The organism is Azotobacter chroococcum, assembly GCF_002220155.1.
Lineage (GTDB): Bacteria > Pseudomonadota > Gammaproteobacteria > Pseudomonadales > Pseudomonadaceae > Azotobacter > Azotobacter chroococcum.
Map to the genome: position 1 here is coordinate 1,441,194 of NZ_CP011835.1, position 18,765 is coordinate 1,459,958.

At 52.9% G+C, this 18,765-nt stretch carries 16 protein-coding genes; 15 read left to right on the forward strand and 1 reads right to left on the reverse strand.

Annotation, left to right across the window (positions count from 1 at the left end; genetic code table 11):
* The first annotated feature begins 240 nt into the window (after positions 1-240).
* The 14 genes from ACG10_RS06740 to ACG10_RS06805 all read left to right on the forward strand — a co-directional run bounded on the left by ACG10_RS06740 (position 241) and on the right by ACG10_RS06805 (position 14,375).
* Positions 241-1,500, forward strand: a complete 1,260-nt coding sequence (locus tag ACG10_RS06740; protein ID WP_232487197.1) for a glycosyltransferase family protein — start codon at positions 241-243, stop codon at positions 1,498-1,500.
* Positions 1,501-1,507: 7 nt separating this feature from the next.
* A complete protein-coding gene (locus tag ACG10_RS06745) occupies positions 1,508-2,614 on the forward strand; it encodes a DUF1972 domain-containing protein (protein ID WP_089167629.1) in 1,107 nt (368 codons plus the stop codon).
* A 13-nt stretch (positions 2,615-2,627) separates the two neighbouring features.
* Positions 2,628-3,698 (forward strand): dTDP-glucose 4,6-dehydratase, encoded by a 1,071-nt coding sequence (gene rfbB / locus ACG10_RS06750; RefSeq protein WP_089167630.1) that lies wholly within the window; start codon positions 2,628-2,630, stop codon positions 3,696-3,698.
* 53 nt (positions 3,699-3,751) lie between these two features.
* Positions 3,752-4,777 (forward strand): glycosyltransferase, encoded by a 1,026-nt coding sequence (locus ACG10_RS06755; RefSeq protein ID WP_089167631.1) that lies wholly within the window; start codon positions 3,752-3,754, stop codon positions 4,775-4,777.
* Entirely contained in the window at positions 4,777-5,949 is a 1,173-nt protein-coding gene (locus ACG10_RS06760; protein ID WP_089167632.1) for an NAD(P)/FAD-dependent oxidoreductase, read from the forward strand. Before ACG10_RS06755 ends, ACG10_RS06760 begins: the two co-directional genes overlap by 1 nt.
* Positions 5,942-6,736 carry an NAD-dependent epimerase/dehydratase family protein gene (locus ACG10_RS06765; protein ID WP_089167633.1) on the forward strand — a complete coding sequence of 265 codons (795 nt, stop codon included), beginning with the start codon at positions 5,942-5,944 and terminating at the stop codon, positions 6,734-6,736. The genes ACG10_RS06760 and ACG10_RS06765 overlap by 8 nt, the downstream gene beginning before the upstream one ends.
* Positions 6,733-7,569 carry a sugar phosphate isomerase/epimerase family protein gene (locus tag ACG10_RS06770; RefSeq protein WP_089167634.1) on the forward strand — a complete coding sequence of 279 codons (837 nt, stop codon included), beginning with the start codon at positions 6,733-6,735 and terminating at the stop codon, positions 7,567-7,569. Before ACG10_RS06765 ends, ACG10_RS06770 begins: the two co-directional genes overlap by 4 nt.
* Complete coding sequence (locus ACG10_RS06775; RefSeq protein ID WP_089167635.1) at positions 7,566-7,922, forward strand: EamA family transporter; 357 nt, start codon at positions 7,566-7,568, stop codon at positions 7,920-7,922. Before ACG10_RS06770 ends, ACG10_RS06775 begins: the two co-directional genes overlap by 4 nt.
* Before the next feature lie 15 nt (positions 7,923-7,937).
* Entirely contained in the window at positions 7,938-8,771 is an 834-nt protein-coding gene (locus ACG10_RS06780; RefSeq protein WP_089167636.1) for a glycosyltransferase family 2 protein, read from the forward strand.
* Positions 8,762-10,537 carry a hypothetical protein gene (locus ACG10_RS06785; protein ID WP_157731383.1) on the forward strand — a complete coding sequence of 592 codons (1,776 nt, stop codon included), beginning with the start codon at positions 8,762-8,764 and terminating at the stop codon, positions 10,535-10,537. The genes ACG10_RS06780 and ACG10_RS06785 overlap by 10 nt, the downstream gene beginning before the upstream one ends.
* Positions 10,538-10,595: 58 nt before the next feature.
* On the forward strand, positions 10,596-11,474 hold the full coding sequence (gene rfbA, locus ACG10_RS06790; protein ID WP_089167638.1) for a glucose-1-phosphate thymidylyltransferase RfbA: 879 nt from the start codon (positions 10,596-10,598) through the stop codon (positions 11,472-11,474).
* Positions 11,471-12,010 carry a dTDP-4-dehydrorhamnose 3,5-epimerase gene (gene rfbC / locus ACG10_RS06795; RefSeq protein WP_089167639.1) on the forward strand — a complete coding sequence of 180 codons (540 nt, stop codon included), beginning with the start codon at positions 11,471-11,473 and terminating at the stop codon, positions 12,008-12,010. The genes rfbA and rfbC overlap by 4 nt, the downstream gene beginning before the upstream one ends.
* 12 nt (positions 12,011-12,022) lie before the next feature.
* A complete protein-coding gene (gene rfbD / locus ACG10_RS06800; protein WP_089167640.1) occupies positions 12,023-12,901 on the forward strand; it encodes a dTDP-4-dehydrorhamnose reductase in 879 nt (292 codons plus the stop codon).
* Between the two features lie 88 nt (positions 12,902-12,989).
* Positions 12,990-14,375 carry an undecaprenyl-phosphate glucose phosphotransferase gene (locus ACG10_RS06805; protein ID WP_089167641.1) on the forward strand — a complete coding sequence of 462 codons (1,386 nt, stop codon included), beginning with the start codon at positions 12,990-12,992 and terminating at the stop codon, positions 14,373-14,375.
* A gap of 219 nt (positions 14,376-14,594) precedes the next feature.
* Here the strand turns inward: ACG10_RS06805 and ACG10_RS23565 are convergent, their stop codons facing one another.
* The gene (locus tag ACG10_RS23565) at positions 14,595-16,514 is read right to left on the reverse strand and encodes a hypothetical protein (protein WP_157731385.1); all 1,920 of its coding nucleotides are present in this window, start codon (positions 16,512-16,514) and stop codon (positions 14,595-14,597) included.
* A 504-nt stretch (positions 16,515-17,018) separates the two neighbouring features.
* Here ACG10_RS23565 and ACG10_RS06810 point away from each other — a divergent pair.
* On the forward strand, positions 17,019-18,764 hold the full coding sequence (locus tag ACG10_RS06810) for a type I secretion system permease/ATPase (protein WP_089167642.1): 1,746 nt from the start codon (positions 17,019-17,021) through the stop codon (positions 18,762-18,764).
* Position 18,765: the final 1 nt, after the last annotated feature.

The window sequence follows — 18,765 nt, forward strand, 5'->3', positions numbered from 1 at the left end:
AAAACATTAATGTCCGGAAAGGAAGGTGACTTGATCGAGGCGGGCCACGAGGTTTGGCTTTTGCGAAAATCTTAAAGTTACACTCCAAGATTCGTGTGAGTTGCAGGTTCTATACTAGGTTTTTGCGTTGATTTTCAGCGTGCGCTTGATTTTCAAGTCTTTTCTTGGTCAAGCCAATGGTGGTTGTGAGTGTTTTTTGTACAGGCTCTGGTATGGTTGGTTATTATTTTGTGAGGAAATATGAAGTTTCTTCTTTTGTATAAAGGAGATTACGGCTCGAGCCTGCGTGGACCGGAAATGCGGTACGCATCATTGGCAGTCGAATTGCTGTCTTTGGGGCATCAAGTCATTTTGTGCGGACGTACTGGTAATAAGCATGGGATTCCAGCGGGGGCTGAATTTGTTTCTGTTTCCAGGGGTTATGATTTATTACGGGCATTTTTCTCTGCAAATGTTGTCGTGCTGCATGGGGGCGGGCCATTAATACTTCTCTTTGCCATGTTGGTGAGTTTTTGGGGTAAGAGGTTGGTCCTTGATAGCTATGTTCCGCACTGGATCGAGTTGGACGAGGTCGTTGGAAAAAGCTCGAAGAAAGATATTCCCAAGTTGTTGATCAAGGCTTATTTCAATGTTGCAAGAAGCCTGCTGGGTGGACTGGTGTTCGACAAGGTCATTGTCGCCAATAAGCGCCAGCTGGATCTTTTTAGAGGTATAACAGCCCCCTTTTTGTTGACGCATGATTTTTCGCGAATCTCCGTGATCCCTTTTGGGTGCGAAAGGCATGGGGGGCATGACAAGGCAAACGGCCGGCTTCTTCTGGCAAGGCTCAGTGAGGGCCGGATCTGCGAAGAGGATTTCTTGATCGGATGGCTGGGAGGAACTTATGGCTGGTTCGATCTTGAATCGGTGCTGTCGGCAATTTCCAAAGCTATTTTGAAAAACAAAAATATAAAGCTCGTGTTTTTCGGGGCTGATGGAAGGCGGCAATCTGAGTTGCTGAGTTTTGTAGACGAGGCCGTCAAGGGCAATATCATATTTTTACCTTGGGTGGAGTTCGGGCGGCGTTTCGAATACTGGGCTGGATTCGATATTTCTCTCGTCTGGGGAGGGGAGGGATATGAAAATGACTATGCATCGAGGACGCGTAATTTTGATTGCCTGACATTGGGTTTGCCTGTCGTTCAGAACGAAGATGATGAGTGGGGCGAACGCCTGGAAAAAAGTGGCGCAGGCGTCGTGACGAATCTATCCTCTTTGCCTGATGTGGTTTACGAGCTGAGTGGGGCTCCGGGGCGAATAGCTGAAATGCATCACTCCATGCTCAATCTTGCGTCTGACTTTTACTGGTCTCGCTTTGCGACTGCTCTTGAAGCCATTTCCGTCGATTCGATGAGCCGGGGGCGGCGGTTGATAGGCATAGTCGGTTGTTTGCTTCTATTTCCGGCGTTGCTGTTCTTTTTGGTTTGCTCCGTATTTATAATGATTTTTCGGGGAAAATAGGTTTGTCGTGCTTAAATTAAATATTCTAGGTATCCGTGGTGTGCCTGCCCAGCATGGAGGGTTCGAGTCTTTTGCAGAAAAATTGGCTTTGTACCTTGTGGGCCAAGGCTGGCAGGTCACGGTTTACTGTCAGGAAAGTGGAATGGGGCCGATTTACGAAAGCACTTGGGAGGGCATTCGGCGCATTCATATACCCATCGGTCGTGATGGCGCATCTGGGACAGTGCTTTTTGACTGGAAGGCCATCTGTCACGCTCTCTCCCAAGAGGGGTTGTTTCTAACACTTGGCTACAATACAGCTATTTTTAATGTGCTCCAGCGAGTCAAGGGTCAAACCAATATCATTAATATGGATGGCATCGAGTGGCATCGTGATAAGTGGGGAGTTTTAGCCAAGGCTTGGTTCTGGTTGAATGAGCGTGTCGGATGCTGGGTGGGAAATCATCTGGTAGCAGACCATCCAAATATCAAGGAGCATTTGGCTACCCGCATCAATGACAGCAAAATAACCATGATTCCCTATGGTGGCGTTGAGGTCTTGAAGGCAAACGCCAGCTTGCTTGCCCCTTATAAGCTCAAGCCCGATGGCTTTTCTATAATCGTGGCACGCCCCGAGCCGGAAAACTCCATTTACGAGATGGTGCATGCCTTTAGCCGTAAGTCTCGTGCCCATAAACTGGTTGTGCTTGGTGATTTCAAGCCCAAAGCCAACCCCTATCATCTTCGTGTCATGGACGCTGCCAGCGACGAGGTGATCTTCCCTGGCGCTATCTACGAGGCTCCACTTGTCCAGGCCTTGCGTTTCTTCAGTCGTTTTTACCTGCATGGTCATCGTGTCGGCGGTACCAATCCATCGCTGGTTGAGGCTTTGGGCGCAGGCTGTGCCGTCATCGCTCAGGACAATCATTTCAACCGCTGGGTTGCTGGTTCCGGGGCAGCGTATTTCAAGGATGAACCGGCTTGCGCAGGATTGTTCGATCGGCTTCTGGGCGACGTCGCCGCTGTCGAGCACATGAAGGCAGCCAGTAGAGCCCGCTTCCAGGAGCGATTCACCTGGCCTCAGGTACTGCACGAGTACGAAGAGCTGCTAACCCGTTGGTATCCCTCCAAGTAATCAAGAGATTCCCATGATTTCTCGCATCCTCGTCACCGGCGGTGCCGGCTTCATTGGCTCTGCTGTGGTACGCCACCTGATCCAGAACACCCCCCACGAAGTTGCCAACCTCGACAAGCTGACCTATGCCGGCAACCTCGAATCACTGGCGTCGATTTCGGACTCGCCGCGCTATCGCTTTTATCGGGTCGACATCTGCGATGGAACTGCGTTGGATACAGTGTTCGCCGAGTTCAAACCAACGGCGGTGATGCATCTGGCCGCCGAGTCCCATGTGGACCGCTCCATCGACGGACCGGCCGAGTTCATCCAGACCAATGTCGTCGGCACCTATAGCCTGCTCGAGGCGGCCCGGCGCTACTGGAATGGCTTGCCGGCAGACGAGAAGAGCGCCTTTCGCTTTCACCATATATCCACCGACGAGGTGTATGGCGATCTGGAAGGTACGGATGACTTGTTCACCGAAACCACCCCCTATGCGCCCAGCTCGCCCTACTCGGCGTCGAAGGCCAGCTCCGATCATCTGGTTCGTGCCTGGCATCGCACCTACGGTCTGCCGGTACTGATCACCAATTGTTCGAACAACTATGGTCCCTATCACTTCCCCGAGAAGCTGATTCCTCACATGATCCTCAACGCCCTGGCCGGCAAGCCGCTGCCGGTGTATGGCGACGGCTCGCAGATCCGCGACTGGCTGTTCGTCGAGGACCACGCCCGGGCGTTGGTCGAGGTTGTCACCAGGGGAAAGGTAGGCGAGACCTACAACATCGGCGGGCATAACGAGAAGCGCAATCTCGAAGTGGTACAAGCTCTCTGCGACCTGCTGGAAGAGTTGGCGCCAACCAAGCCTGAGGGTGTCGAGCGCTATCGCGACCTGATCACTTTCGTCAAGGATCGTCCCGGCCACGACCTGCGTTATGCCATCGATGCGAGCAAGATCGAACGTGAGCTTGGATGGAAGCCCCAGGAAACCTTCGAGAGCGGTATCCGCAAGACCGTGCAGTGGTATCTGGACAATCGCCTGTGGTGGCAGCGGGTACTGAATGGTGATTATCGGTTGGGTAGGCTGGGAGAGGCAGATTGATTGCCTCGGCTATTCCGTAAAATTACCTTGTCGTTATATCAAGAGGACTCCGAATGGCATTCTTTCCCGTCTTTCTTTCAGTTGTGTTTGTTGTGCGTAACCAAGCTGAACATATCGAAAAAATCTTATCAGACGCTGCCGCCGACATTTCCTCGCTTGTGAGCGACTATGAACTCATCATCGTCGACAATGCGTCGGATGACGACAGTATTTCTACGTTAAAAGTACTGACGGAAGAGGATGGGCAACCTAATTTGCAGGTATTTGCACTGACCAAAGAGGTGGATGCCGATACCGCATCATGGGTTGGCCTGGAAAATGCTTTGGGTGACTTTGTCGCTGTGATCGACCCTCTGGTAGACGACATAGCCTTTCTGCCTGATATGCTCGACAAGGCTGTCAGCGGTGCTGACGTAGTTTTTGCCAACAATAGCCAGAAACCTAAGCAGAGCCTCGCCTATACAGGCGCTTATGCCATTTTTCATGGGGCCTACAAATGGTTCAATGGTATTCATCTGGCAACAGAGGCTCCGCAGTATCGAATTTTGAGCAAGAGGATTGTTAACTTCATCCTTCAACATCCGCAACCTGCGATCACCTATCGCCATCTTCCTGCGACCGGGGGATTTGCTCGCATTAATCTCAACTACAGTGCAATCCCAAAAATCTCGCACACCAAGCGGTTGGGCGAGAGTATAGACCGAGGTATGCGGTTGCTGGTTTCAACCACGCGCGCACCTATGCGTCTCGTCACCTCACTCTCTTTGTTTGGGGCTATTGCCAATCTCGTGTATTCGGTTTATGTCCTCGCTATCGGACTTCTGAAGACAGACATAGCGCCCGGCTGGGTTAGTCTGTCTTTACAGCAATCTGGTATGTTTTTCTTGATTTCTCTCGTTCTTCTTGTCCTTGGCGAATACATTCTGCATATGGCCAGTTTGTCGAACGAGGGGCCGCTTTATCATGTCGCCCAGGAATTTACCAGTGCCCGCATGACCCGTCATGAAAAATTGAACATTGAGACGGTAGCATCAAGGCCAACCTATATGCCTGACTCCGGTGCCGAGCGAGTTTCCTGATGTCAGCCACTGAGATGGATCAAGAGGCTGTCATTGTTGGAGGTGGTTTTTACGGCGCCGCAATTGCCATTTATCTCGCCAGGCAGCGTGGCTTCAAGCGTGTCGTTCTTGTAGAGCGAGAGCCGGCTCTTCTTATGCGAGCCTCCTATAGCAATCAGGCTCGTGTACACAACGGCTATCATTATCCACGCAGCTTTACGACGGCTTATCGAAGTCGAGTGAATCTACCCAGATTTGTACGTGACTGGCCGAATGCGGTGAAGCAAGATTTCACCAAACTATATGCCATTGCACGTCGTAATTCAAAAGTCACTGCCAAGCAGTTTGAGCGATTCTGTCGGGAGATTGGAGCCAAGATTCAACCTGCAGAGCCAGCTTTAAGAGCGTTATTTGAACCACGATTGATCGAAGACGTTTTTCTGGTCGAAGAGTATTCGTTCGACACGACAAAGCTAGCTAGCTGGGCTGAGCACGAGCTCAAAGAGGCTGGTGTGCGAGTCCGTTTTGACACACGCGTCATCGGTATGTCAAAGAGGGCTAATGGAGCACTAGCTGTTGCCATGCAGCACAGCGAGGGTAGCAAGGAGTTGATCTCCAGCCTCTACGTATTCAACTGTACCTATAGCGGGCTAAACCAGTTTGAGAGGGACTTTCCTGGCACACATACAGCTCTCAAGCATGAAATCACGGAAATGGCTCTTATGCAGATGCCGCCTGAACTCCAGGAACTAGGCATTACAGTGATGGATGGTCCATTTTTTTCCATAATGCCATTCCCAGCACGTGGGCTGCATACACTCTCCCACGTCCGCTACACCCCGCACCTGCACTGGAGTGATAGGCAAGGCATTGACCCTTACCAGAAACTCAAGCAATACGAATGCGTAACCCGTGTAGACCGTATGCTGAGGGACACTGGGCGGTATATCCCCTCAGTGCGTGGTGCCAGGCACATTGATTCCTTGTTCGAGGTAAAAACCGTTCTGATGAAGAATGAGGCCGATGATGGAAGGCCGATTCTATTTGAAAAGCATCCTGAATTGCCCGGATGTTATTCAGTGCTAGGCGGAAAAATTGACAATATTTATGATGTTCTTGAGAAACTGGATGCGGAGCCGTTTCAGGCTATAGCGAATCAAGGGCAGGGTGAATCTGGAGCGACACATGTCTAATGCTTTAATTGGGTTCTCGGGCTTTGTGGGAAGTACACTTCTCAAGCAGGGAAATTTTGAGTCGATTTATCGCTCAACCACTATCGATGGTATTGACGGCCAAACGTTCGATACCGTTGTCTGTGCTGGTGCTCCCGCTCAAAAGTGGATCGCCAACCAGGAGCCTGAGGCAGATCGGCAAAAAATAGATGGCCTGATTGCACATCTGAGAAGCATCCAGTGCAAAACCTTCATCCTTGTTAGTACGGTCGATGTATTCAAGAGCCCTGTAGACGTTGATGAAGAGGCACCTGTAGACGAGTCGGGACTGCATGCTTATGGCTTGCATCGCCGTCTGCTGGAGAAGTTCGTCGAAAGCCATTTTACCAACTATCTGATCGTTCGCCTTCCCGGCCTGGTTGGGCCGGGCTTACGAAAGAATGTGATTTTCGACTTCCTCAATGAAAACAATGTACATGTGATCGATAGTCGTGGTGTTTTTCAGTTTTATCCGATGGTCAATCTCTGGTATGACATTCAAACTTCACTCAATGCTGGCTTGAGGTTGGTACACTTGACGGCAGCGCCGATCAGTGTGAGGGAGATTTCCGAGCAAGGTTTTGGAAAGCCCTTTGATCATACCTTGGCCACCCTACCGGCTACATACAATATGCGTACCCGTCATGCCGGCATTTTCGGTGCCTCGGGGCATTACCAATACAGCAAGCGCGAAACCATCCAGGCCATCAGGGCCTATGCCCAATCTGAGCCAGTGACAATAAAGTCCGATTCGGGAGCGAAGGCATGAGGCTGGCCATTTCAAATATTGCCTGGGATACCAGCGAGGATGAAGCAATAGCGACGCTGCTTCAACGCTTTGGCATCGATGCGATTGATATCGCGCCTGGCAAGTATTTCTCCGAGCCTGCCAAGGCGGCAGACGAAGACATTCTCCGTGTCAAGAACTGGTGGGCCGAGCGTGGTATCGAAATTACCGGTATGCAGGCACTGTTGTTTGGCACAACTGGCTTGAACGTCTTTGGTTCACTCGAAGCCCAAGAGGCAATGCTGCAGCATCTCACCGCCGTGTGCCGTATCGGAGCCGGTTTGGGAGCGACGCGTCTGGTCTTCGGGTCGCCGAAGAATCGAGATTGCAGCGGGTTGAGCGATGAGGAAAGCATGGATATCGCTGTCGATTTTTTTCGACGGCTTGGAAATATCGCCCAATCGTACAACGTGCTTATTTGCCTCGAACCTAACCCATCCTGCTATGGCGCCAACTTCATGACCAGCAGTGCCGAGACTGCACGAGTGGTGAGGGAGGTCGCCCACCCATTCATCAGGATGCAGTTGGACACGGGCGCGCTCAGCATCAATGGAGAAGATCCAGAGGCCGTGTTGCGCGACTCTTCATCGCTTATTGGACACATTCATGCCAGTGAGCCTGACCTGCTCCCTTTAGGAGACGGAGGAGCCGAGCACAGCCGAATGTCCGCGGTGCTGAGGCCGCTTTTGCCTGATCATGTTGTTTCCATCGAGATGCTGGCAACCAAAAAAGAACCACACGAGGTATCGATTGAGCGAGCCCTTAAGGTAGCAATTCGGTATTACCGCGGTGATGGAACTGGAGCCCGCCTATGAAATGGTTCATCCTGATTCTTGGCATTGCCTCCAATGCTTCTGCGAGCGTTCTGGTCAAGATAGCCATGATGCCGCCGCGAAAGTTTCCATCCCTCAGTGACCCCATGGCCGCGTTGAACAACTGGCCGTTCTGGTTGGGGCTCGGGCTTTATGGCGCTGCTTTCCTACTCTATGCCGCCGCCTTGGCTCGACTTCCTCTCAATGTGGCGCATCCTGTTCTGACCGCCGGAGCCGTGGCGACTGTTGCCCTGTTTTCAGTGCTGATTTTCCGGGAGTCCTTCCACTGGACGATGGGGGCGGGGATCGTATTGGTGATCGCCGGCGTAGTACTAATTACGGCCCGAGTGGCCTGATGATAAGAATATACAATGATTACTTCTGATATTGCTCCTGACGTTCGTGACAGCTGGCAAGTACCCACCTTCGATACGCCTCTGTGGCTTGGACGGCTGCACCAATGGTGTGTCGTGATTCCAGTCATCAATGAAGGAGAACGAATCAAGAGCCTGCTAGCCAGAATGGCCACCCTGAAAATTGGGGACATTGCCGATATCATCATTATCGATGGCGGCAGCACAGATGATTCGCTGTCACTGGAGTCGCTGCAGCAGAATGCCGTCCGTGGACTGCTGGTCAAGACTGGGCCGGGTAAGTTGAGTGCGCAGCTCCGCTGTGCCTACGCTTTTGCGCTCGACCAAGGCTATGAAGGGATTGTCACTATTGATGGCAATGACAAGGACGATCCGGAAGCTATACCCCGTTTTATTGATGCCCTGAAGCAGGGAGTGGATTTCGTGCAGGCCTCCCGTTTCATTGCGGGAGGAGTGGCGGAGAACACGCCAAAGTCTCGAGACTTTGCCATTCGTTTCATTCATGCGCCCATGTTAAGCCTATTTTCCGGCTTCAAATGGACTGATACGACCCAGGGCTTTCGTGCCTATAGTCGGAAAATGTTGCTAGATCAAAGAGTTGCGCCGTTTCGTGATGTGTTCATGACCTACGAGTTGCTTGCCTATCTTTCCTGTCGTGTCCCTAAGCTTGACTATCGCTGCATCGAATTGCCGACTGTTCGGCGCTATCCGAAAGGAGAGGTTCCAACAAAAATCAGCAGTTTCAAAGGGAATCTATCTGTGTTGCTGGTGCTTTTTCGTGCTTGTTTCGGTAAATACGATTCGCCGATGGACGTCGAAAAATGTCGGTAGAAGAAAAGGTCTCGAAAAAAATAATCAGTTGCTGTCCGGCGATTGTTTTGTTTTTTATTGGGATGGTTTTGCTTTTTGTGCGTAATCCAGATCCAATCTTGAACCCCATTGTTTATGCGGAAGATGGAATGTGGACTGGGCTTGGGTTGTCGAGCGGCTGGGGCTATGCTCTCGTTCACGCTAGGGAAGATTATTTTGTATTTTTAAACATCCTGCTTTTGTTTATTTCTACTAAGCTCAGTTCATGGATTGCAGGAAATCCAATCGTCTTGTTGCCCGAGTTGATTACATTAGTGTCTTTTGGTTTTTTTTCTGCAGTCGCGACGGGTGCATTTTTAATAACCAGAGGATTTATGCCGGCAGCATTCAGGGGGGGGCTCTACTTGTTGCTGCTCCTTCTACCGCTTGGCATGTCCCAGAATGAAATAATTGGGCGCGTTCTGCAGGTCGGCTTCTATATTCCGCTGATCTCTGTGATGTTGTTGTTCTGGCGTGACCAAACAGCAACATATGTAAGGATAGTGATTGATGCTGTTTTATTTCTGTGTGCGGCTACCAATCCGGTTGTGTTTGCTATAGTTTTTCTATACTTGATTTTTGATTTTTTTAAGGATTTCGATCTTCAGGCCTCTCTCAAGAGAAATCTGACCCTTGTCATTCCTTTTGCGATTCTCCTGGCGTTTCTTTTGCCGCGGATGGGCGGCAAGGGAGGGATTCCTGGGGAGTTTGTAAGTGAAGGCTTTGTTGAGGCTTTTATTGGCAGGGCAATTATCTATCCTTTTGCATTCCCTTGGTATGAGACTTTGTCCGATAAGATTGTGTTTGGGCTTTTCGGATTGTGGGTCTTTCTTGTCGGGTTTTCATTTTGGATTGCAAAAAGCCAGGCGGCCAGAAAAATAATGTTTTTTTTGGCTGTCGCTTTGGCTCTTTATGATGTGGCAACTATTGCAATGCGCCCAGGTTTGACAGGCCTTTTGTCGAACTACCAGATTACGTTCCCAGATAGATATTTTATGGGAATAAATGTTTTGGTTGTATTTCTTACCATGGTTTCGCTGTCTCAGATTTCTATTTCTAGAAATTTGGGTGCTAGGCTCCTGGGGGTGGTGGCGCTATCCGCTATGGTATGGATATATGGCTGGAATTCGTCGTATTTTCTCGAAACAAACGGCACAAAAATGGCGATCAAAGGGCAGTTCGATTTTCGCGATCAGGTGTGTCTGAGCAAAAGCTCCATGGATAAATCTTCTTCATTTATACAGATTTATCCAGATATGCCGGGTTGGCAAATGACTGTTCCGAATGATGTTATTGATAAGTCTCGTTGCGGGTATAGTGGGCTGAAGCAAGCTCCGGTTGCCGACGGGACATATAGGATGAAGCCCAGTCAACAGCTTGGGGCGGATAGCCCAATTAAGCTTTTTATGGGCAGCTATCATCAGGATGCGGGTGTGGCTATCAAGCGGCTGTGGGTAATGTTCGGAACACATGTTCGAGAAAATCCAGGTGTTGCCGAGTTACATTTGCGACGGGATGACGGATCAGTGTTTGTTCAGCGATTTTCCTTGCCTGACCTGGCAGATAATAGATATCGCTATTTTGATCTCGACTCGCACCACTATGTGTTAGGCGAAATTGTGTCTGTTACAGGTGGTGGCGTAAGTACTTGGGAGAGCCATGATGAGCATGGTGATATCAAGACTTGCATCGTCTACGAGTACAGTGATGGAAAAAGGCAGTTCACGCCGGGTTGTCCTTTGTTGTGATGACAGTCGTTCCGATGAAATAAAAAAGATTTTATAAATAATATTCTTGAGGTATCCAATGAAGGGCATCATCCTCGCCGGCGGCTCCGGCACTCGTCTACACCCCATCACCCGCGGCGTCTCCAAGCAGCTGCTGCCGATCTACGACAAGCCGATGATCTATTACCCGCTGTCGGTGCTGATGCTGGCGGGTATTCGCGAGATCCTGGTGATTTCCACGCCGGACGATCTGCCCAACTTCCGCAAGCTGCTGGGCGACGGTTCCGACTTCGGTATCCAGTTGAGCTATGCCGAGCAGCCTTCCCCGGACGGCCTGGCCCAGGCTTTCCTGATTGGCGAGGAGTTCATCGGCGACAGCAGCGTGTGCCTGATCCTCGGCGACAACATCTTCTACGGCTATGGTTTCAGCGCCATGCTGCGCGAGGCAGCGAGCCGCGAGCAGGGTGCCACGGTATTCGGTTACCACGTCTCCGATCCCGAGCGTTTCGGTGTGGTGGAGTTCGATGCGTCGGGCAAGGCGGTTTCCATCGAGGAGAAGCCCAAAGCGCCGAAATCCAGCTACGCGGTGACCGGCCTGTATTTCTACGACAACGACGTGGTGGAGATCGCCAGGCAGGTGAAACCTTCCTCCCGTGGCGAGCTGGAGATCACCGATGTGAACAATGCCTACCTGCAGCGCGGCGATCTGCATGTGAGCCTGCTCGGCCGCGGCTTCGCCTGGCTGGATACCGGCACCCACGATTCGCTGATGGAGGCCAGCCATTTCGTGCAGACCATCGAGGCGCGCCAAGGACTGAAGGTTGCCTGCCTGGAAGAGATCGCCTTCAATCAGGGCTGGCTGTCCGCCGAGCAACTGCGCCGTCAAGCCGATGCGCTGAGCAAGACCGGCTATGGTCAATACCTCAAGCGCCTGCTGACTCAGGAGGCTGTGCAATGAAGGTCATCGAAACGGCACTGCCCGGCGTATTGATCATCGAGCCCAAGGTTTTCGGCGATCACCGTGGCTTCTTCCTGGAAACCTTCCAGGTCGAGCGTTACCGCGAGGCCGGTATCAACCTACCGTTCGTCCAGGACAACCATTCGCGCTCGCAGCGTGGCGTGCTGCGCGGGTTGCATTTCCAGCGCAGCCGGCCGCAGGGCAAGCTGGTCAGCGTCGGCCGCGGCGCTGTGTATGACGTGGCGGTGGATATAAATCCGCAGTCGCCGACCTGTGGCCGGTTCGTCGGCGTCGAGCTGAACGACGAGAACCACCGCCAGCTGTGGATTCCGCCGGGCTACGCCCATGGCTTCTGCGTGCTCAGCGAGGTGGCGGACTTCCAGTACAAGTGCACCGAGCTGTATTTTCCAGCGGATGAGGGCGGACTGATCTGGAACGATCCGGACGTGAACATTCCCTGGCCGCTGGAAGCGCCGCAGCTCTCGGCGAAGGATCAGGCCAATCCGACGTTGCGCGAGCTGCTGGGCAAGAGCTGAGGGGGGATTCACATGCGTGTATTGATTACCGGCGCCCGCGGCCAGGTCGGCCACGAACTGATGCGCCTGGCGCCCGAAGGCTTCGAAGCAGTAGGCATGGGCTCGGCGGAGCTGGACATCGCCAATGCCGACCGGATGGCGGCGATGGTGGAGCAGGTGCGGCCGCAACTGATCGTCAATGCCGCGGCCTATACCACAGTGGACAAGGCCGAGAGCGAGCCGGAGCGCGCCTTTGCGGTGAACCGCGACGGTGTGGCCAATCTCGCCGCGGCGGCGGAGCGACTGGGCATCCCGCTTCTGCACATCTCCACCGACTACGTGTTCGCCGGGGATGCCAGCGAGCCTTACCGGGAGCAGGACGCCACCGGGCCGACCGGGGTCTACGGGGCGAGCAAGCTGGCCGGGGAGCAGGCGCTGCTGGCAGGCTGCTCCCGTCCCATGATCCTGCGCACCAGCTGGGTGTTCGGCGCCCACGGCAATAATTTTGTGAAGACTATGCTGCGGCTCGGGCGCGAGCGCGAGGAGTTGTCGGTGGTGGCCGACCAGCGGGGCTGCCCGACCTCGGCGGCGAGCATCGCCCGGGCACTCTGGTCGCTGGCCCGGCAATACCGGGAGCAGGGTTCGTTGCACTGGGGGCTCTATCACTACAGCGGCACGCCGGCCTGCACCTGGCACGACTTTGCCCAGGAGATCTTCAGGCAGGCGCACGAGCTGGGATTGTTGCCGCGGCTGCCCGTAGTGCATGCCATCGCCACGGCGCAGTATCCCACTCCGGCCAGGCGGCCGGCCTGGTCGGTGCTGGATTGCAGCAAGCTGCGCGAAGCCCATGGCATTGCGCCGAGCGACTGGCGGGATGAGTTGCGGGCCGTGCTGATGGAGCTGGGGAAATAGTAGGGAGGGGGACGACTCACACTTTTATTATCAAGGGATTAGTATGCGCAGCGCGTCGTCCCGTCCCGTTGGAGTTTTCAGTAAGGATATGCCTTCCATCCCCCATTACCAGCCCACCTTTGCCGAGCGTTATCCGGTCGCCCTGTTCGTGGCACTGCTGGATCTGTCGATCATCGTCGGTGCGGGTTTTCTGGCCCACTATTTCCGTTTCGGCGATTTCGACATGCCGGGGCGCTACAACACGGCGACCTTTCTGAGCGGTATCGTCATCCTGTTCTGCCTGGGGCTGGGAGGCGTCTACGGGTCCCAGCGCGGCCAGCCGTTCCGCCGCCAGTGCGGTGTGCTGTCCGCCGCTTGGCTCGCAGGGGTCGGCATCCTGTTTTCGCTGTCCTTCCTGCTCAAGGTGTCCGAAGACTATTCGCGCATCTGGTTCGTCAGCATGCTGCTGGGCAGCTGGACCTTGTGCGTGTTGTTGCGCCTTTCCGTCTTCCTGTTACTGCGGCGCCTGCGGGGCTCCGGCAGGAATCTGAAAACCGTGCTACTCGTGGATGCGGGAGGCGGCTGTGCGAGGCAACTGAGCAATACCCTGGCGCTAGGGGAGTACGGTTACAAGGTGGCCTACAGCCTGCCGCTGGGTCATGACGAGGACTGGCTGGACACCCTGGCCTCCCAGGTGAAGTCGCTTGGGGTGCACGAAGTCTGGCTCTGCCTGCCGTTGAGCGAGGGAGGCGCGGTCCGTTCGGTTCTCTATGCGTTGCGCCACCACACGGTGGCCGTGCGCTTCATTCCCGAATGGGGCGACATCCGTCTGCTCAACCACAAGATCAGTCATATCGCCGGCCTCTATACTCTGGACCTGAGCTGCAGCCCCATGGACGGCCCGGCGCGGGTGATCAAGCGACTGGAGGACCTGCTGGTCGGCATCCCGATCATGGCGCTGATCCTGCCTCTTTGCGTGCTGATCGGCCTGGCCGTCAAGCTCACCTCGCGGGGGCCGATGCTGTTCAAGCAGTACCGCACCGGCATCAACGGCAAGCGCTTCAAGGTCTACAAGTTCCGCTCGATGGTGGTGCACCGGGAGGAGAGTGGTGAGGTGACCCAGGCCACGCGCCAGGATGCCCGTATCACGCGGCTGGGCGCCTTCCTGCGCCGTACCAGCCTCGACGAGCTGCCGCAGTTCTTCAACGTGCTGCAGGGGCGCATGTCCATCGTCGGCCCGCGCCCCCATGCGCTGGCGCACAACGAGTACTACAAGGACCTGGTCGAGTCCTACATGCAGCGTCACAAGGTCAAGCCGGGTATCACCGGCTGGGCGCAGGTCAGCGGCTATCGCGGCGAGACGGATACCCTGGAGAAGATGCAGAAGCGGGTGGAGTTCGACCTCTGGTACATCGACAACTGGTCGCTGTGGCTGGACCTGAAAATCATCTTCCTGACTGTGTTCAAGGGGTTCGTTAACAAGAATGCCTATTGATGATTGGATGTCAGCTAGGGAAACGACCGCCGCAGGAGGTACGTCTACAAGGCGAGGCAGATCCGAGCTGGGTACTTTGAGCTGATCAATGCGGCCTGGCCGCGTGATCTATAGTCGACGAAATTAGCTCTAGGGCTAAAGTATATTTAATATCTTGATTTCATAATTGGTTTTGCTGCGCTTTAAGCGCAGCAAAACCAATGCAGCAATAAAAAATGCCTATCTGTTTTTTGATAGGTCTTCTATCGAGGCGATGCTGCGTAATGATTTGTTTATTCCAAGCTTAACATTTTTGATTGATACGGATTGGCATGCTATAGGGTACCCAAGGTCAATTCGAATTTCTGTGATTGCATCAGAGTGAATCCATCCACGAATATCTGCGGTATTTACTGAGACATGACCTTGGCCTGCTGCGAAGTGGTAACTGTTGGCTTCGCTGAAGCCTGAAAATTCGTCTCTCCAGAATATTTGAATTGGAATATTATCAGGTGTATCTGGGCACGAAAGATCAAATGTCATTAGGTCTATGCTCTCTGGGCGTACAGGCTTGGTTAGATTGAATACAATGTAAGGGTCTCCATCCGATACACGGTAGTAATCAGTCTCTCCTATAAGGTTTAGATGATTAACTGCATATTGTGATCCGTTGGCAATAGGAGTAAACAAGTATTTGTTTTCTGAATGCAGTGATAGTCCGCAGTTTACCTTTAAAAGCTGGGTATTCATTGATGAGTAAGCAGTGTTATAAAGGCATCCATTCTCATTAAATGCGGTAAGCACATTATCAGCACTGTTCTTCAGCACCGGGACAAGGTTTTCAGTTGTCAACGATGGCTGATGAGAAACGATAAGGTAGAAATCTTTAATACCTTTGTCTGACATGCATTTTCTGAAGTCGGCATACTCTATGCATTCAAATCGGTGTTTTTTGATTCTTTCATCAATGTCAAGGTATGCCTCTGCTGAATACTTTGATACATGGTATACAGCAAATAACGAAGGGGGCATTCCGGCTATGTAACCATAAAGGCCGTTATTGTCTGTCTCCTCTACTTTTCTTTGCTTTAAAATTTCATAAGAAACGCCTGCGAATTCATAAATAATAAATGAAAAAATAAGCACTCCTGTCAGTTTTAAATGCCGCATGAGGCTTAGCGTATAGATGACTGTTAATGCATTTATTGTTGCACTGATAGGTGTCAGCCAAACTATATGACGAGCTGATGTAATAGGGTAGAAACCTAAAATCTTTCCTGCAAATACGGTTGATATTGTTGTCAAAAAGAAAATATTCAAATAAAACAGGAAGCTGTCTCTTTTTGCGAATAATGCAATAACATTGCAGCATGCTGAGATGATAAGTAGTCCAATGCCGTACACCTGCAGTAGCAGTATTTTAAAAATCTCAGCATCAGCAATGATGCCTTTGCTTTCGTACACGTCAGGGAATCCATTTATTTGCTGTGAAGATATTGCCTTCATGTTGGTAAATGAAATTAGAATTATGATTCCAGACAGCAGTGCAGTGATCGAGTTCTTTTTTGGTGACGCAAAAAACGATTTATCTGTGATTGCGCTTACGGCAATCATTGCCATTGTTATTGCGCAAGGTATTATTGTTGAAAAGCCAAGAAAGCTTGCGATGGCAATTATTGGTAATATGTATATATTTTTGTGGGATCGGTATGAGTGCATCAGGTATATTGTAAAAAATACTGCAGATATCTCAAATGCATAGTGCTTTATTTCGGTAAGGAAGTAGCCAACTTGAAAGAAAAAGCAAGATATAGATGCAAGGAATATTGTATTTCCAGCTCTGTATTTATCAAAAATAATTAATATTGGGGTGGCTATAAGTATTGAGAAAAACAAAATAGAAAAACGCATGAACTCAACTTCTTTTGAGAAAGAAGAAGATATCCACATTAGCACGGACACTATTCCAGGTTGAGCTTGGTTGTAATGGGGCAGAGGTCCAAAAAAATCTAAAATTGATTCAATGTGAAATATGTTTTTAATTAGAGCTGCTTCGTCAAGCCATACCGACCTTCCCAGTAAATATGAGAATCCATAAAAAAGAACGGTAAGAATCAGAGCTGTAACGCATTTATTTGCAAAATTCATATATGAATTCATCTGTTTGTTTCTACAGGTATATATGTTCCTTGGTGCGTTTATTGTAACAAGCAATAAATTTTTTTAGGAGGGTCTGAATTAGCCCCGACATTTCCTGCCTAAGCGCTCGATTGCTCAAAAAAACGGCAGCTTCGTGGGAGTTCAGGCCGATACCTCTTTGCAAATCCAGGTTTTACCCTTGAAGGGGCGCTTTGCCGGGGAGATTCCCCACATTACGGACGTACTTCCCCTGTAACCAGCAGATGTTTTCGTGCCATCCACAGGTACGACAGCGCAAACAATGTGACTGAGAATCTCAGGGTTTGTCCGCTGGCGAGCCGCTTGCGCTGGATGAGGTGAGAATCCTTCATCCTGTTCTCCATCCGCCGCACCGTTTCGGGCGATGTCCAGGACGCTCCGGCGGAGAAGCCGGGGGCCGACTCACGGCGTTCTGCCATCGTGGGATGCTCGAATCGTATGTGATAACGTGCGGCCTTTGTTTTGGCATCCCCCGGGCGACGCAGTATGCGCAATGTACGTGAGAACAGCCTGCAGGCTGCCCTCAAGCTCTGCAGAGGCAGCTTCCTTTCGGTCGGCTTCTTCAGTTTCTTCGTCAATGCGCTGATGCTGGTCCCTTCCTTTTACATGCTCCAGGTCTATGGCCGGGTCCTGACCAGCGGGAGCACAACCACGCTGCTGATGCTCACCCTGATCATGAGCGCTCTCATGCTGGCCATGGGGGGGCTGGAGTGGACACGCTCGCGCCTCATGGTCCGTATCAGCGGCAGGCTCGATGCGCTGCTGGGACCCGATGTCTATCGGGCGAGCTTCAAGCGGGCGCTCGACAGTGGCGGAATGGATGCCTCCGCACAGCCGCTCAGCGATCTGACCGGCCTGCGTCAATTTCTGACCGGAAGCGGCCTCTTCGCGTTTTTCGATGCCCCCTGGTTGCCGGTCTATATCGGGGTCATGTTCTTCTTCCATCCCTGGTACGGCTGGATCGCGATTGCCAGTGCGATCGTGCTGCTTTGCCTGGCGCTGTTGAACGAACGGCTCACCGGCAAGGCCCTGGCGGAGGCCAACCGGCAGAATATCGCCACCAGCCTTCATACCACCAAGAGCCTGCGCAACGCCGAAGTGATCCAGTCCATGGGTATGCTCCACAACCTCATGGCCCGTTGGAGCGTGCGCCAGAAAGAGGCTCTTCGCTTGCAGTCGGTCGCCAGCGACAAGGGCGGCCTCATCACCTCCCTCTCGAAAACCTTCCGAATGCTTGTCCAGTCGCTGATTCTCGGCGCGGGCGCCTATCTGGCCATTCAACAGGAAATCAATCCGGGGGCCATGATTGCCGGCTCTCTTCTCCTGGGGCGGGCGCTGGCGCCGATCGACATGATGATCGGCGGCTGGAAGGGTTTCGTCAGCGCCCGCTCGCAGTATGCCCGTCTCAACGAGATCCTCGATTGGCAGAAGTCCGAACAGGCGCGCATGTCGCTACCGGCGCCCGAGGGGCATGTCCAGGTGGAAAACCTGATCGTCAGTGCGCCCGGCTCGAAGACGCCGATTCTCAAGAACATCGGCTTTGTCGTGCCGGCCGGCGCGGTCGTCGGCATCATCGGCCCGAGCGCCTCGGGCAAGTCCACCCTGGCCAGGGCGCTGCTCGGTGTCTGGGCTCCCCAGCATGGCGTGGTGCGCCTGGACGGCGCCGACATCAACAACTGGGACAAGCGGGAGCTTGGGCCGCATATCGGCTATCTGCCCCAGGATATCGAGCTCTTCGAGGGCAGCATCAGCGAGAACATTGCCCGCTTCGGCGAAGTCGAGCCGGACAAGGTGATCCAGGCTGCCAGAGCGGCCGGCGTGCACGAGATGATCCTGCAGCTGCCGGAGGGCTACGACACCGTGATCGGCAGCGAGGGGGTCAATCTCTCCGGCGGTCAGCGCCAGCGCATCGGGCTCGCCCGCGCCCTCTACGGTCAGCCACGCCTGCTGGTCCTCGACGAGCCGAACTCCAATCTGGACGACGTGGGCGAGCGCGCCCTGGCCAATGCCCTCCGGCAGGTCAAGGCGAGCGGCGCGACCATTTTCGTCATTACCCACCGGACCAGCATTCTGGCCCAGCTGGACTCTCTGCTGGTGATGCATGAGGGTGCCGTCTCGCTGTACGGTCCGCGCGACAAGGTACTCGCCAAGCTCGCTGCCCAGCAGCAGGCCGATCCGGCCAGGCAGCCCGCCAAGTCGGTGCCCGATGCCGTCCAGGCCGGTCAGGCTTGAG